This is a genomic window from Rhizobium sp. Root708 (assembly GCF_001429725.1).
Taxonomy (GTDB): domain Bacteria; phylum Pseudomonadota; class Alphaproteobacteria; order Rhizobiales; family Rhizobiaceae; genus Rhizobium.
This window is the reverse complement of record NZ_LMHV01000006.1, coordinates 1-15,134: the sequence shown is the minus strand read 5'-3', so window position 1 is coordinate 15,134 and position 15,134 is coordinate 1. Positions and strand designations below refer to the sequence as shown.

General features: G+C 61.4%; 12 protein-coding genes. 4 read left to right on the top strand and 8 right to left on the bottom strand.

The features are described 5' to 3' along the window. The first annotated feature begins 11 nt into the window (after positions 1–11). The 3 genes from ASE04_RS06260 to ASE04_RS06250 all read left to right on the top strand — a co-directional run bounded on the left by ASE04_RS06260 (position 12) and on the right by ASE04_RS06250 (position 4,459). Complete coding sequence (locus ASE04_RS06260; protein ID WP_056813722.1) at positions 12–929, top strand: helix-turn-helix domain-containing protein; 918 nt, start codon at positions 12–14, stop codon at positions 927–929. Positions 930–1,039: 110 nt separating this feature from the next. After that, positions 1,040–2,446, top strand: coding sequence for an aldehyde dehydrogenase family protein (locus ASE04_RS06255; protein ID WP_056813719.1), 1,407 nt, complete (start codon positions 1,040–1,042; stop codon positions 2,444–2,446). 30 nt (positions 2,447–2,476) lie between these two features. Beyond that, positions 2,477–4,459, top strand: a complete 1,983-nt coding sequence (locus ASE04_RS06250; protein WP_200960689.1) for a copper amine oxidase — start codon at positions 2,477–2,479, stop codon at positions 4,457–4,459. Positions 4,460–4,497: 38 nt separating this feature from the next. On the opposite strand, the gene lpdA is transcribed toward ASE04_RS06250, so the two are convergent. The 7 genes from lpdA to ASE04_RS06215 form a co-directional block, all read right to left on the bottom strand. Then, positions 4,498–5,889 carry a dihydrolipoyl dehydrogenase gene (gene lpdA / locus ASE04_RS06245; protein ID WP_056813715.1) on the bottom strand — a complete coding sequence of 464 codons (1,392 nt, stop codon included), beginning with the start codon at positions 5,887–5,889 and terminating at the stop codon, positions 4,498–4,500. A gap of 3 nt (positions 5,890–5,892) precedes the next feature. After that, positions 5,893–7,149, bottom strand: a complete 1,257-nt coding sequence (locus ASE04_RS06240; protein ID WP_056813713.1) for a dihydrolipoamide acetyltransferase family protein — start codon at positions 7,147–7,149, stop codon at positions 5,893–5,895. Positions 7,150–7,151: 2 nt separating this feature from the next. Next, positions 7,152–8,165, bottom strand: a complete 1,014-nt coding sequence (locus ASE04_RS06235) for an alpha-ketoacid dehydrogenase subunit beta (protein ID WP_056813710.1) — start codon at positions 8,163–8,165, stop codon at positions 7,152–7,154. Position 8,166: 1 nt separating this feature from the next. After that, positions 8,167–9,399: a 3-methyl-2-oxobutanoate dehydrogenase (2-methylpropanoyl-transferring) subunit alpha gene (locus tag ASE04_RS06230; protein WP_056814073.1), complete on the bottom strand. Its 1,233-nt coding sequence runs from the start codon at positions 9,397–9,399 to the stop codon at positions 8,167–8,169. Between the two features lie 65 nt (positions 9,400–9,464). Further along, on the bottom strand, positions 9,465–10,592 hold the full coding sequence (locus tag ASE04_RS06225; RefSeq protein ID WP_056813706.1) for an acyl-CoA dehydrogenase family protein: 1,128 nt from the start codon (positions 10,590–10,592) through the stop codon (positions 9,465–9,467). A gap of 9 nt (positions 10,593–10,601) precedes the next feature. Then, entirely contained in the window at positions 10,602–11,786 is a 1,185-nt protein-coding gene (locus ASE04_RS06220; protein WP_056813703.1) for an acetyl-CoA C-acyltransferase, read from the bottom strand. Positions 11,787–11,806: 20 nt separating this feature from the next. Beyond that, a complete protein-coding gene (locus ASE04_RS06215) occupies positions 11,807–12,565 on the bottom strand; it encodes a 3-hydroxyacyl-CoA dehydrogenase (RefSeq protein ID WP_056813701.1) in 759 nt (252 codons plus the stop codon). Between the two features lie 57 nt (positions 12,566–12,622). Here ASE04_RS06215 and ASE04_RS06210 point away from each other — a divergent pair, with 57 nt between their 5' ends. Further along, positions 12,623–13,687, top strand: coding sequence for an AraC family transcriptional regulator (locus ASE04_RS06210; RefSeq protein WP_056813698.1), 1,065 nt, complete (start codon positions 12,623–12,625; stop codon positions 13,685–13,687). Here the strand turns inward: ASE04_RS06210 and ASE04_RS06205 are convergent. Next, a complete protein-coding gene (locus tag ASE04_RS06205; RefSeq protein WP_056813691.1) occupies positions 13,678–14,733 on the bottom strand; it encodes a LacI family transcriptional regulator in 1,056 nt (351 codons plus the stop codon). The two genes, ASE04_RS06210 and ASE04_RS06205, sit on opposite strands and share 10 nt — an antisense overlap. Between the last annotated feature and the right edge of the window lie 401 nt (positions 14,734–15,134).

The window sequence follows — 15,134 nt, the reverse complement described above, 5'->3', positions numbered from 1 at the left end:
GGGAGGGGATGATGCAGTCATTGGTCACACCGGTTCATACACCGATGGCGGTGGAGGATCTTGAAGCCAGGATACGCAAGGCCTGCGGCGTGTTCGATTTGGAGCCGATGGCGCCAACCGGCGTCGTGGCGGGCGACGTTTCCACGCGGCGGATAGGGTTTTTCGACACCGTCGTGGTTGCCCTTGATGCGCGCCATGTCGCGCGCGGTGCGCGGGCTATCCGCCAGGATCCGGGAGAACATCTCTTCCTGCTGATCCAGGATGAGGGTCACTGCCGGATCGATCAGGGCGAGCGTTCCACGCGCCTGTCGCCGGGCGACATGTTTCTCGTAGACTCCGTCCAGCCGTCGTCCTTTGTCTACGACGGTGCGCGCTCAAGCCAGCTTTCCATTCATATGCCGCGAGCCGAAATGGTGCACCGCTTCGGCGCCATGTGTACGGGCGGCGTTGGCTTTAGCCAGAGCGACCCACTCTGGCTGGCGATGCGCGCGGTAATAACCAAATTGTTGGAAGAGCCTTTCGCCACGCAGCAGTTGAGCGAGGCACTGCTGAGCCTGATGGGCGCATATCTTCAGGGCATGGAGAAAGGGGAGCAGGCGCGATCCAGCCAAACGCTTCTCTCCCGAGCCCTGGCGATGATCGACCTCAATTGCGCGGATCCGACGTTCGGTGCCAGCGAATTGGCGCGGCGCATGAATGTGTCCGAACGCATGCTGCAGCGGCATTTCGAGGCGCTCGGCGAAACACCGCGCCATCGCCTCCTCGCTCGCCGGCTGGAGCTTGCCAGAACGCGCCTGGCAACCACCAACTCCAAGAACGGCATCGCTGGCATTGCCTATGATTGCGGGTTCAACGACCTTTCCTATTTCTATCGCGAGTTTCGCAAGAAATATGGCCTGACGCCGGGCAGCGCGGTCCGCTGCCATTGACGGAATTGTCCAACGACGCCGACGGTTGCGTCCAAGTCGCTGAACATCTCTTTGCATAGTCTCCCCTGTCGAATGACTGGCTTGCCGCCGGTCTCTGGAGGAGGAAGAACATGACGGTTCATACGGCGACGATCAACGGAAAGCCGATCACCGGCGAGCGCAGCTTCAGTGTGCTGAATCCGGCCACGGGGGCCGAGGTCGCTCGCGCGCCGAACATGGGTGCGGAAGAGCTGAATGCAGCCGTAGCCGCTGCCAAGGCGGCATTTCCGGCATGGTCGGCGAAGAGCGATCAGGAACTGCAGGCCGCATGCGCAGCTGTCACCGCGCGTATCGAGGCCCACGCCGAGGAACTCGCGCGCCTCATTACCCTCGAACAGGGCAAGCCGCTGAACGGTCTCGGCTCGCGCTGGGAGCTGGGAGGAACCGTTGCTTGGGCGGGATACACGACAGCCCTTTCGCTGCCGCCGAAAATCCTGCAGGACAATAGCGAAGGTCATATCGAACTTCACCGCAAGCCGCTTGGCGTCGTCGGCTCGATCACGCCCTGGAACTTCCCGGTGATGATTGCGATCTGGCATGTCATGCCGGCCCTTCGCACCGGCAATACGGTCGTCATCAAGCCTTCGCCGCTGACGCCGCTCGCGACCCTCCGGCTTGTCGAAATCATGAACGAGGTTCTGCCGCCGGGCGTCCTGAATGTCGTGACCGGCGATGACGGCGCCTTCAACATCGGCGCAGCCATGTCCGCCCACCCTGATATCAGCAAGATCGTCTTCACCGGCTCCTGCGCGACAGGCCAGAAAGTCATGCGCTCCGCCGCCGAAACCATGAAGCGCCTGACGCTCGAACTTGGTGGTAACGACGCTGGCATCGTTCTGCCCGATGCCGATCCGCAGGCAATTGCCGAGGGCCTGTTCTGGGGCGCCTTCATCAACAACGGACAAACCTGCGCGGCCATGAAGCGCCTTTATGTCCATGAGTCGATCCACGATGCCGTCTGTGACGCCGTCGTTGCCTATGCACGCAATATTCCGGTCGGCAACGGCTTGGAGGAAGGCAGCGTCCTCGGCCCGGTACAGAACCGCATGCAGTTCGAAAAGCTTTCGCGTCTCGTCCGCGATGCCAAGGAGCGCGGCGCGGTGTTGCTTGGCGGGGAGCCCGGCGAAGGCCTGTTTTTCCCGCCGACCATTATTGCCGGCCTCAAGAATGGCGACCCGCTCGTCGACGAGGAGCAGTTCGGGCCGGCGCTTCCGGTCATCAAATACACGAGTGTCGACGAGGCCGTCGCGTTTGCAAACGACAGCGCCAATGGCCTCGGCGGCTCGGTCTGGTCGTCCGACATTGCAGCGGCAAAGGCGGTTGCCGCGCGCATGCAATGCGGTTCGGTCTGGATCAACAAGCATGGCGCCATTCAGCCGAACGCTCCGTTCGGCGGCGTGAAAGCCTCGGGCTTCGGCGTCGAGTTCGCCGAAGAGGGGCTGCAGGAATACACGAATATCCAGGTGGTATTCGCTTGATCATTGACGGCATACGATAGGGAGGATGCGATGAACATAAGGCGATATCTGGCTTCGGCCGGCTTGCTCGTGGCGCTAGGCGCGCCGGCTGCAATGGCTCATCCGCTGGATGGGCTGACAGCGGAGGAATATCAAAAGATCAACAAGATCCTGCGCGATCAGAAGGTTGTCGACGACAACACGCTCTACCCGCTGATCGAACTCAAGGAGCCGACCAAGGAAAAGGTTCTTTCCTGGAAAGAGGGCGACCAGCTCGACCGGGAGGCGAAGGTCCAGCTGACGAGCCCGCAGGGCTTCAAGGAAGCGGTCGTCAACATCACCAAGGGCACCGTTGAAAGCACGACGGCGATCAAGGGCCAGCCAATGGTACTCTTCACGGAGTTCATGGATGCCCTCCAGGGTGCGCTTGCCAATCCCGATATGATCGCCGGCCTCAAGAAGCGTGGTCTGACGCCCGAACAAGCTTTCTGTTTGCCGCTGACGGCTGGCAACTTCTTCACCGACGAATACGAAAACTCGCGCCTGATGAAGGTGCCCTGCTACCAGGTGCCGGAGGGATCGAACTACTACGCAAAGCCGATCGAGGGACTGTTCGCGGTCTACGACATCGGCAAGAAGAAGGTGCTGCGCGTCATCGATACCGGCGTCATCGAGGGGCCGAAGGACAATTGGGGCTATACCGAAAAGGAAGTCGCCGAGCGCGAGCCGGTGCGGCCGGAAATGAACCCCGCGAAGCTTTCCCAGCCCGGCGGGCCGAACTACAAGATCTCAGGCAGCCATCTCGAATGGGATATCTGGCGCATGAACTTCCGCGTCGACAAGCGCCCCGGTCTTGTCGTCTCCAATCTCGATGTCAAGGACGCCGACAAGTGGCGTTCGGTGATCTACCAGTCGCACCTGTCGGAAGTGTTCGTCCCCTACATGGATCCGACCGAGGGCTGGTACTGGCGAACCTATATGGACAGCGGAGAGTACGGCTTTGGCCTGTTCCTCAGCCCGTTGCGCGCCGGCATCGACTGCCCCGACTATGCAACCTTCATGCCCGCGACGATCGCTGACGACAAGGGCAATCCATTGACCATTCCGAACGCAATCTGCGTCTTCGAGCGCAGCATCGGTGATCCGGCCTGGCGCCACTTCGAAGTCTTCGCGCAAACGCCGGAGAAGCCAATTCCGGCGGAAGGCAGACCGGCGACGGAGCTTGTCGTGCGGACTGCCTCGGAAGTGGGCAACTACGATTACCTGATGGACTACCGCCTGCAGCAGGATGGTCAGATCCGCATCATGATCGGCGCCACCGGCCTGGATGCCGTGAAGGGCGTTGCATCGACGTCGATGAACGATCCGACGGCTACGGAAGACACGGCCCATGGCACGCTGATCGCACCAAACCTGGTGGCTGCGAACCATGACCACTACTTCAACTTCCGCATCGACTTCGATGTCGACCAGCCGGCAAATCATTTCGGAACGATGGACATCGTGCCTGCGAAGGTCGATGCCAAGAACCCGCGGCGATCGATGTGGGCTGTCCAGCACACCATGCCAAAGACGGAAATGGAGGCGCGCTATCAGCTATCGGCAATGAAGCCGCGGTACTTCATGATCTCCGATCCGTCTCGTGAAGGCTACCTCGGGCAGGAACCCGGCTGGATGATCCATCACGGCGATGTTGCCTACGGCCCGTTCGACTTCGCCAAGGATCCGCCGATGAAGCGCAATGCCTACATCGAGTATTCGGTCTGGAACACCGTCTACAACATCGATCAGCAGTATGCGGGCGGCAAGTATGCGATGCAGAGCGACGGTTCCGACACGCTGCCGGAATGGGTAAAGGCCAACAAGCCGCTGATGGGCAAGGATATCGTGACGTGGTTCACGGCCGGCTTCCATCACATTCCGCGCATGGAGGATTGGCCCGTCATGTCGACCGAATGGAAGACGATCCACATCGAGCCCCATAACTTCTTCGCGCACAATCCCGCTCTGACGATCCGCGAACTGAAGCAGTAAGAAAAAGCGCGGCCGCCGATTGCGGCGGCCGCGCTCGTCTAGATGTGCAGTGCGTGCCCGAGCGCTTTCAATGCCGCCTCGTGAAATGCCTCGCTGCGCGTCGGATGCGCGTGAATGGTTCCGGCAATGTCTTCCAGCCTTGCGCCCATCTCGATCGCCAGCGAGAAGGCTGCCGAAAGCTCCGAAACGCCTTGCCCGACAGCGTGCAGGCCAAGGATCAGATTGGTGTCCCTGCGGGCGACGACGCGCACAAACCCCTCCTCCGATTGCATCGTCAGGGCGCGTCCGTTCGCACTGAATGGAAACTGGCCAATTTCGATATCGTAGCCCTGGCTGCGCGCTTCGGCGGGCGTGAGGCCCGCGGAAATGATCTCCGGATCGGTAAAGCAGATCGCCGGAATGCAGCGCTTGTCCCAGGCGCGCTTGCGACCTGCGACAATCTCCGCCACCATTTCCCCCTGTGCCATCGCTTTGTGGGCCAGCATCGGTTCGCCGGTTACGTCGCCGATCGCGTAGACGCCGCGCATCGAGGTCCGGCAGTGATCATCGATGCGGATGAACGGACCGGCACGATCAAGGTCCAGTTCTTCCAAGCCGGCTGCGGTTACCCGCGGCTTTCGACCGACCGCAACGAGAATGCGGTCGGCATCCAGTTGCTCTTCCCGGCCTTCGGCGGTGCTAACGATCAGCGCGCCGTTCGAAACACGCGTAGCCTTTGTCGACGTCATAACGCGAATGCCAAGGTCGGCGAGCCTGCGGGCGATAGGCCGTACGAGTTCAGCGTCGTATTGCGGAAGCAATTGCCTCGTTGCTTCAACGATGCTGACCTCAGAACCGAGTTTGGCAAAGGCGGTCCCCAGCTCCAGGCCGATGTAGCCGCCACCGATGACCACCAGCTTCTGCGGCACCTCGCGCAACGCGAGCGCTTCGCTCGAGGAAATAACGGGACCTCCAAAAGAGATATCGGCAAGCTCCACGGGTTCCGATCCTGTCGCGATCACGATCGTCTCGGCCCGGACCAGCTGCAGGCCGACCTCGGTGTCAATCTCGACAGTCTTGCCGTCACGAAACGTCGCGGTGCCGTGAACGATCTTGACGTTTGATTTCTGGAGAAGCGTCGTGACGCCGGCAGACAGCTTTCCGACAATCCCGTCCTTCCAGCTCACGGCCTTGCCGAAGTCGATCGCTGGTTGCTGGACCGTGATACCGGAGGTGTTGTTGCCGGCGGCCATCCGTTTTGCGTCGAAGAACTGCTCGCTGACGTGGATGAGCGCTTTCGATGGTATGCATCCGACCGTCAGGCAGGTGCCGCCGGGCTTGGCGGCCTCGACGATGACCGTGTCGATGCCGAGCTGGCCGGCCCGGATCGCGCAGACATAGCCGCCGGGGCCGGACCCTATGATCAGAAGTTTGCAGGTGATCTCCTTCATCGATCAGCCTTCCATGAAAATGAGGGCCGGCGTCTCCAGCAACACCCGGATACGCTGGATGAATGTTGCTGCATCCCACCCGTCGACAATACGGTGATCGAAGCTCGAAGAGAGGTTCATCATTTTCCTCGGTATGAATTGCGAGCCATCCCAGATCGGTCTGATGGCGATCTTGTTGATGCCTATGATCGCGACTTCGGGGTGGTTGATGACAGGCGTCGAGGCGATGCCTCCAAGGGCGCCGAGCGAACTGACCGTGATGGTGGAGCCGCTCAACTCGTCGCGGGTGGCGGTGCCACCCCGCGCCGCGTCCGCGAGCCTGCTCATCTCTGCCGCGCAGTCCCATATGCCCCGCGCCTCGACATGCTTGACGACCGCGACAACGAGGCCCGCCGGGGTTTGCGTCGCCATCCCGATGTTGACAGCGCCGTGGCGCGTCAGAACGCCGGCTTCATCGTCGAACGTTGCGTTGAGTGTCGGCTGCTCGGCAACCGCCTTGACGATCGCCCGCATGATGAAGGGCAACACAGTCAGCTTGGGCTGCTCTTCCTTGCGGTCGCGGTTCATCGTTGCCCTCAGCTCTTCGAGAGCCGTCATGTCGACTTCCTCGACATAGGTGATGTGCGGAATTCGCGATGTCGAAAGCGACATCTTCTCTGCGATTCGCCGCCGCAGTCCCGTAAGCTTGATCTCTTCGGTCGCCGTCTTCTGGGCATTGCCTGATGGGACCGAAGGAGACTGTGGCCCGCGAGCAAGCCACCGCTCTACGTCTTCGCGCAACACTCGATTTGCCGGACCGCTCCCCTTCACCTGGCGAAGGTCAACGCCGCGTTCACGGGCGAACAGCCGAACCGCCGGCGATGCGACCGGCCGCTCCGCCGGTTCCTGACTGGGCGTGGAAGGGGTTGTGGCCGCAGGCGTCTCGGCGATCTTTTTCGGCGCCGGTGCGGGAGGTGTCTTCGGTTCAGGGGGAGGTGAGGGCTTGTCGGCTGCTGCGGGCGCGGAAGGTGTCGCACCGGCAGAGGTTTCGATCCGCATGAGAGGCGCTCTGACAGCGATCTTCTCGCCGACCTCGGCGGCCAGCCAGACGACAGTGCCGGCCACGGGCGAGGGGATTTCCACCGTCGCCTTGTCGGTCATCACGGCAGCGATCACCATGTCTTCGCGAACCGGATCTCCGGCCTTTACATGCCATTCGACAAGCTCTGCTTCAGCGACGCCTTCCCCGACATCCGGCATCTTGATCACGAATTCGCTCATGCTCAAGCCTCCATCACTTCGGCCAGTGCACGCCCGACGCGGAGCGGTCCGGGAAAATAATCCCACTCCTGGGCGTGCGGATAGGGCGTGTCCCAGCCAGCGACCCGCACAACAGGTGTTTCAAGGTGGTAGAAGCAATGCTCCTGAACCAGCGCCACGATCTCAGCACCGAAGCCCGATGTAAGTGTCGCCTCGTGGACAACGACGCAGCGTCCGGTCTTCGTCACCGACTGGACGATCGTGTCGAGATCCAGGGGTAGGAGACTTCTCAGATCGATGACCTCGGCGTCGATCCCTGTTTCCTCGACTGCGGCCAATGCCACATGGACCATGGTCCCATAGGCGATCACGCTGACGGCGAATCCGGTGCGGCGGATCTCGGCTTTGCCGATCGGGATCGTGTAGTGGCCTTCGGGGACCTCGCCGAGGTCGTGTTTCGACCAGGGGGTCACCGGTCGCTCATGGTGTCCATCGAACGGCCCGTTATAGAGCCGCTTGGGTTCCAGAAACATGACGGGGTCGGGATCCTCGATGGCCGAGATCAGCAGGCCCTTTGCGTCATAGGGATTGGACGGAACGACAACCTTCAGTCCGCACACATGCGTGAATAGTGCTTCCGGGCTCTGACTGTGTGTCTGCCCCCCGAAGATGCCGCCACCGGTCGGCATACGGATCACGATCGGGCAGGTGAAGTCACCGTTCGACCTGTACCTGATGCGTGCGGCTTCCTGGGTGATCTGGTCGTAAGCCGGATACATGTAATCGGCGAACTGGATTTCCACGCATGGTCTGAGGCCATAGCCTGCCATACCGATTGCTGTCCCGACGATGCCGGATTCGCTGATGGGAGCGTCGAAGCAGCGTGTCCTGCCGTATTTCGCCTGCAGGCCCTGCGTGCAGCGAAACACGCCGCCGAAATAGCCGACGTCCTCCCCGTAAACCACGACATTCTCGTCTCGCTCCATGGATATGTCCATCGCGCTGCGGACTGCCTCGATCATTGTCATCCGGGCCATATCAATATCCCGCCTTCTGGCGCTGCCGACGAATATGCGGCGGCATTTCAGCATAGACACCCTCGAAGATGTCCCTCACCGACGGTCGTCCGCCAGCATGCAGAGTTCCGTGTTCTTCCGCCTCCTTTTGCGCTTCGATCACTTCGTCCATGATCTCGGCTTCAGCCTGGGTATGGCGCTCTTCCGACCAGACGCCCTTTACGATCAGATGGTTCTTCAGCCGCAGCACGGGGTCCCCAAGCGGCCAGGATTCAGACTCGGTCTTCGGTCGGTAGACGCTTGGATCATCCGATGTCGAGTGCGCGCCGACGCGATAGGTCACGTACTCGATCAAGGTCGGGCCGAGATTGCGCCTCGCCCGCTCGATGGCCCAGCGAGCAACGGCATAGACGGCGAGATAGTCGTTGCCGTCGACGCGCAGCGCCGGCAGGCCGAACCCCAGCCCACGGGCTGCGAATGTTCCCGAACCGCCGCGCGCGATGCCCTGAAATGTCGAGATCGCCCACTGATTGTTGACGATGTTCAAGATGACCGGTGCCTTGTAGGTCGACGCGAAGACCAGCGCGGAATGAAAATCGGATTCCGCCGTCGATCCGTCGCCGATCCAGGCTGCAGCGACGCGCGTATCGCCCTTGATCGCCGAAGCCATCGCCCAGCCGACGGCCTGGATGTACTGCGTCGCGAGATTGCCCGAAACGGTGAAAAAGCCGTGCTCCTTGGAGGAGTGCAGGACGGGCATCTGTCGCCCGTGCAGAGGGTCTGCCTCGTTGGAAAAGATCTGGTTCATCATCGTCACGAGCGGATAGTCGTCGGCGATCAGCAATCCGGCCTGTCGGTAGGTCGGAAAGTTCATGTCGCCTTTCTCCAGCGCCTTGCGAAAGGCGCAACTGACGGCCTCTTCACCGAGATGCTGCATGTAGAATGACGTCTTGCCCTGTCGCTGGGCCATCAGCATTCGCGTGTCGAAGGCGCGCAGTTTCATCATGTTGCGCAGGCCGACCAGCAGCTCTTCGTCGGACAATTGTCCTGCCCAGGGACCAACCGCCTGCCCCTCGCGATTGAGAACGCGGATGATCGAGTAGGCGAGGTCGCGAATATCCTCGGGCGCAACATCGATTTCGGGACGCGCCACCGCGCCGGCGCGTGCGATCTTCACGTTCGAAAAATCAGGCTGCCCGCCGGGGCGAACAGCCGGCTCCGGGACATGCAGGCTCAACGGGGCATTGTCCGTCATGAATGTCATTTCCTCCCTTTAGTGACCCGTTATCTCCTCCAGACAACGGCGCGCGTGGTGCGCATCTAGAGATTGCGTGCAATCACCATCCGCTGCACATCGCTTGTTCCTTCGTAAATCTGGCAAATTCGAACATCGCGGTAGATGCGCTCAACCGGATAGTCGACGATGTAACCGTAGCCACCATGAATCTGGATGGCGTCCGAGCACACACGCTCGGCCATTTCGGATGCAAAGAGCTTCGCCATCGAAGCCTCTGACAGGCAGGGCTGTCCCGCCTCCCGCAAGGCGGCGGCGTGATAAACCAGTTGTCGTGCCGCCTCGATCTGGGTGGCCATGTCGGCAAGACGAAACGCCACTGCCTGATGCTGGATGATCGGTTTCCCAAACGCGATGCGCTCGCTGGCATAGCTGCGCGCCGCATCGAAGGCAGCCCGCGCCATGCCGACAGCCTGTGCCGCTATGCCGATCCGGCCGCCCTCCAGATTGGCAAGCGCGATGCGATAACCCTGTCCCTCCTCGCCAAGCCGTAGGCTTGCGGGGATGATCATGCCGTCAAAGGCGATCTGGCAGGTGTCCGACGAATGCAGGCCAAGCTTGTCCTCGACATGGATCACCTGATAGCCGGGCGTATCCGTGGGCACGATGAAGGCAGTTATTCCCTTCTTTCCCACATCCGGATCGGTGACCGCAAAGACGATGATCACCTGTCCGTTTTTGCCTGAGGTGATGAACTGCTTGGAGCCGTCAAGGATATAGTGGTCTTTCTCGCGCCGCGCCCGCGTTTTCAGGTTGGACGCTTCAGAACCGGCCTGTGGCTCCGTCAGGGCAAATCCGCCAATCCATTCTGCCGTCGCAAGCTTCGGCAGGAAGCGTTCCTTTTGCTCTTCGGATCCGAATGTCAGGATCGGAACGCAGGCGACGGAACTATGGACGCTCATGATCGTCGAGCAGGCGCCATCACCGGCGGCGATTTCCTCGAGCGCGGCGGCGTAGGCGAGCGTGCCCGTCTCCGAGCCGCCATAGGCTTCGGGCAACAACATACCAAGCAAGCCGAGTTCGCCCATCTGCTTGAGTTCTTCACGCGGGAAACGATGCTCGCGGTCGCGTGCGGCCGCGCCGGGCGCCAGACGCTCGACGGCGAAGTCATGGGCTAGATCGCGAATCTGTTGCTGGAGTTCGGACAGGATCACCAGGCTCTCCTATGGTCGCTCGATAGCGATCGCCGTGGCCTCGCCGCCGCCGATACAGACGGCAGCCATGCCACGTTTCAGATCGTAGCGCTCAAGCGCTGCGAGAAGCGTCACGATCACCCGTGCGCCGGATGCACCAATCGGATGGCCGAGGGCGCAGGCTCCGCCGTGGACATTGACCTTGTCGGCGGGCAGGTCGAGTTCCCTCATCGCCGCCATCGGCACAACCGCAAAGGCTTCGTTGATCTCGAACAGATCGACGTCCCTGAGGGACCAGCCGATCTTCTCCGACAGTCTCGTCAACGCTCCGACGGGCGCGGTGGCAAACAGGTTGGGCGCCTGGGAGTGCGTGGCGTGTCCGACAATTCTGCCAAGCGGCCGGATGTCGTCTCTTTCCGCCTGCGAGGCGCGCATCATGACGATCGCCGCTGCACCGTCCGAAATGGAGCTCGAATTGGCGGCCGTTACCGTTCCGCCGTCTCGGAATGCGGGCTTCAGTTGCGGTATCTTTTCGAGGTTAGCCTTGCCGGGCTGTTCATCCCGATCGACAGTTCGGGTTTCCTTGCCTGCCTTGGCCGAAACCGGGACGATTTCCGCCTCGAAGCTGCCGTCGGCAATGGCCTTCTGCGCCCTCGCAAGCGAGGCTATTGCATAGGCGTCCTGCATCTCCCGCGTGAACTGGTAGGCTTCGGCGCAATCTTCGGCAAAACTTCCCATCAGCCGACCCTTGTCGTAAGCGTCCTCCAGCCCGTCGAGAAACATGTGGTCGATCACGCGGTCATGGCCGAGCCGGTAGCCGCCGCGCGCCCTATCGAGGAGATAGGGCGCGTTCGTCATGCTTTCCATGCCGCCGGCCACAACCAGCGATGCGCTCTCGGCGGCGATGAGATCATGGGCGATCATGGCCGCCTTCATGCCGGAACCGCACATCTTGTTGATCGTCGTGGCTCCGGTCGCAAATGGCAGATCCGCCTTGATCGCGGCTTGGCGCGCCGGGGCCTGTCCCTGTCCGGCCGAGAGGACGCATCCAAATACCAACTCGTCGATGCTTTCAGGCGGAAGGCCGCTCCGCTCAAGTGCTGCGCGGATAGCGACGGCGCCAAGATCCGGTGCCTTGAGATCGCGGAAATTGCCCTGGAAGCTGCCGATGGGCGTTCGGGCCGAGCCGACGATGACGGTGGGGTCAATTCTCAAAGCTTGTCCTCCTGTCACGCTCAGCGCGGCCCCATTCTCAGCGCGCCGTCCAGGCGGATGGTCTCGCCGTTCAGCATGCTGTTCTCGATGATGTGAGTGACGAGCGCGGCGAATTCCGCGGGCCTGCCGAGACGAGGCGGGAACGGCACGTTCCTGCCAAGTGCCTCCCGGACCTCGGTCGGCATGCCGGCCATCATGGGTGTCTCGAAAATCCCCGGTGCGATGGTCACCACGCGAATGCCGTAGCGAGCGAGTTCTCGCGCCAGCGGAAGCGTCATCGCCGCCACGCCACCTTTGGAGGCGGCATAGGCTGCCTGGCCGACCTGGCCCTCGAATGCGGCGATGGAAGCTGTATTGATGATAATGCCACGTTCGCCACTTGCGTCGGCTGGGCGCTTCTCGATCGCAAAGGCGGCGAGCCGGATCATGTTGAAGGTGCCGATGAGGTTGATCGAGACGGCGCGGCGGAAACTATCCAACGCATGCGGGCCGTCGCGCCCGACGATCTTTTCGGCCGGAGCGATGCCGGCGCAATTGACGAGGCCACGAAGATCGCCAAACCACTCAAGCGCTGCGTCGACCGCGCGCTCAGCGTCCGTCTCGCTCGTCACGTCGGTTTGAAGGTAGCGAATGGCCCCGCCGTCGTCGGCCGTTTCCACAGCCGGTTGAACGTCACAAACAACGACGTTGGCTCCCTGTCGTGCGAGAGACCGCACGCACTCGGCGCCCAGCCCGGAAGCGCCTCCCGTGACGATGAATGTTCCTCCACGTATCTGCACGGCTCACTCCCATTCGCCCTCGCAGTCAGATAGTACGCCGCGCGATTGTTGCAATCGATGACAAAAATGCTTCGATATTCCGGCCAGTTTTGCCATAGGAGCGCCGACTTGAACGATCTAGACCGAAGAATGATCGCGCCGGCTTTTGTCGAGGAGGCACTCGACAGCTTGCGGCGATTGGGCAGGCCGGTCGGGCCCGCTCTGCAGCGGGCGGGATTGCCGTCCGCGGTAACGCAACCTGTTTCCGCCGAGAGCTATGGCGCACTGTGGCTGGCGATTGCAGCCGAGCTTGACGATGAATTCTTTGGCATGGGCGGGCGTCCGATGCGCAGCGGCAGCTTCACCCTGTTGTGCCATTGCGTCCTGCATGCCGAGACACTGGGGCAGGCACTGCGTCGGGCCTTGCGGTTCATGGATGTGGTCCTGGACGATCCGCGCGGCGCGCTGGTCGTGCGCGATGGCCTTGCGTTGATCGAGTTGAGCGATTCCGGCCCGGCGCGGTCGGCATTCGCCTATCGCACCTACTGGATCATTCTTCACGGCATCGCGTGCTGGCTGGTTGGCCGCCGTCTGCCGATCAGGCTCGTCGATTTCCGATGCGCTGAACCCGAGCAGGGAGCGGACTATCGCCTGTTCTTCGGAGCGCCTGTCCGCTTCTCGCAAACCTGCAGCCGCCTGGGGTTTGATCGTGCCCTCCTCGATCTACCGATTTCCCGCAGCGAGGATGCGTTGAAACAGTTCTTGCAGGCGGCGCCGGCGAACATCCTTGTTCGCTATCGCTACGATGCCGGCACAGCAGCTGTCGTCCGCCGCAAGCTGGGGCAAATGCCGCCGACGGTATGGCCGAACTTTGCGACGCTGGCCGGAGACATGCGGAGTTCTCCGTCGACACTGCGCCACCGACTGCACGCCGAAGGACAGAGCTACGCCGCGATCAAGGACGACATCAGGCGGGATCTGGCCATGAGCAAGCTTGCCGATACATCGGCTGCGATCGCCGACATCGCGGCCCAGCTTGGCTACTCCGAGCCGAGCGCGTTCTATCGCGCCTTCAGGAAGTGGACGTCACGGACACCCGATGCCTTCCGCAGGGAGCAGATCGCCATCGCCCCTCATGGCTGATCGGTCATATCCGAGAAATTGAACTGGGGCTTGAGCAAGACCTGCCTGTCGGCGCTGTCATCGCCCGCGATCCGCGCCAGAAGCACCCGCCCCATCTGTTCGCCGGCCTCCCTCAGGTCTTCGTAGATTGTCTCGACCTTTGGCTGGATCTGGCTGAGCAGCTTCGATGTGCGCTTCGCGACGACATCGTATTCCCCGCCAAGCGTCAGCCCGTGATCGCTCATTCCGGTGATGGTGGCGAGTGCCGAAACCTCGCCGCCGCAGGCGAAACCATCGGGCGCATTCGGCTGTCCGGCACGTGCGCTCATGTAGCTTCTGATCTGTTCGACGGGACAATCGAGATCGATTTCCTCGGGAATTTCGTAGGCGACCCCAGCCTCCCGAACGGCGGTCATGAAGCCGTGCAGCAGATGCTGCGAGAATGTCAGGCGCTTCGGCGGCAAGATGATCAGCGGCTTGCGTCGACCGCGCTTGATGAGCCACTTCGTCGCCTCGTAGGCGAAGCTGAAATTGTCATAATCGACGTAGCAATGTTCGGTCGAAAACTCGGTCCGCCCGTGGCAGACGAAGGGGAATTCGCTTTCAAGCAATAGCCGCACTCTTGGGTCGAACGGCTCAGTGCGCGAGAAGATGATGCCGTCGGCCATGCCGTTGCGAACAATGTGGCGCACGGCGTCGACATTACTGTCGTTGACGAAATTCGGCGTGATGATCAGGTGATAGGGCGTGTCTCTCAATGCGGTGGCAAGGCCATGCATGATTGAGATGCCGTAGCCCAGAATTTCCTCATGCGGGTCGAGCAGAACGCTGATCACATTGGTCCGTCCGGTCTTCAAACGCTGCGCCGCGCGGTCGGGTAAGTAGCCGATGTTGGCTGCGACCTCGTGGACTCGCTTGCGGGTTTCGATGGAAATCTGCGGTGCGTTGCTCAAAGCGCGCGATACGGTCGTCACCGCAAAGCCCGTGATCTGCGAGATTGTTCGCAATGTCGGCTTGCCGCGTTTGAGGACGGGTGGCGAGGCGAAATCCTTGGGCGTGTCGGTCACGGGGTTCCTCTCGTGATCTGGAGCAAGTCTATGTAACCCCAGACGAACCTATAGGCAATCCGTCACCGAAAACGTTTATTGCCGCTGATTGCATCGTGATCCATCAAAATCAAAGGGTCGATGATGCAATATTTCCGGCAATAAATCAGCTGGTTAGACGTTGCACGACCGGAAATTTCTGAGCGCTTGACTTGCTGCGACTTATATCGTTTTAAATAGCGAAGCGGCTAGGAGGCCGCATGCCGTCAGCGTACTTCGGACGCGACGGTCTCGATGGCGGAGGAGGGAGCCTCCGTCACGATCACTTGCACGATGGGAGGAATGGCATGGTCAAGTTGATGAGTTCGACGGCGCTTGCGGGATTGCTTTTGCTTGGGGCGAGCGTTTCGCATGCGGCTGAC

Coding starts and splice junctions, on each gene's coding strand:
- ASE04_RS06260 (WP_056813722.1), top strand. CDS start 12: ATGCAGTCATTGGTCACACCGGTTCATACACCGATGGCGGTGGAGGAT.
- ASE04_RS06255 (WP_056813719.1), top strand. CDS start 1,040: ATGACGGTTCATACGGCGACGATCAACGGAAAGCCGATCACCGGCGAG.
- ASE04_RS06250 (WP_200960689.1), top strand. CDS start 2,477: ATGAACATAAGGCGATATCTGGCTTCGGCCGGCTTGCTCGTGGCGCTA.
- lpdA (WP_056813715.1), bottom strand. CDS start 5,889: ATGAAGGAGATCACCTGCAAACTTCTGATCATAGGGTCCGGCCCCGGC.
- ASE04_RS06240 (WP_056813713.1), bottom strand. CDS start 7,149: ATGAGCGAATTCGTGATCAAGATGCCGGATGTCGGGGAAGGCGTCGCT.
- ASE04_RS06235 (WP_056813710.1), bottom strand. CDS start 8,165: ATGGCCCGGATGACAATGATCGAGGCAGTCCGCAGCGCGATGGACATA.
- ASE04_RS06230 (WP_056814073.1), bottom strand. CDS start 9,399: ATGACGGACAATGCCCCGTTGAGCCTGCATGTCCCGGAGCCGGCTGTT.
- ASE04_RS06210 (WP_056813698.1), top strand. CDS start 12,623: ATGACAAAAATGCTTCGATATTCCGGCCAGTTTTGCCATAGGAGCGCC.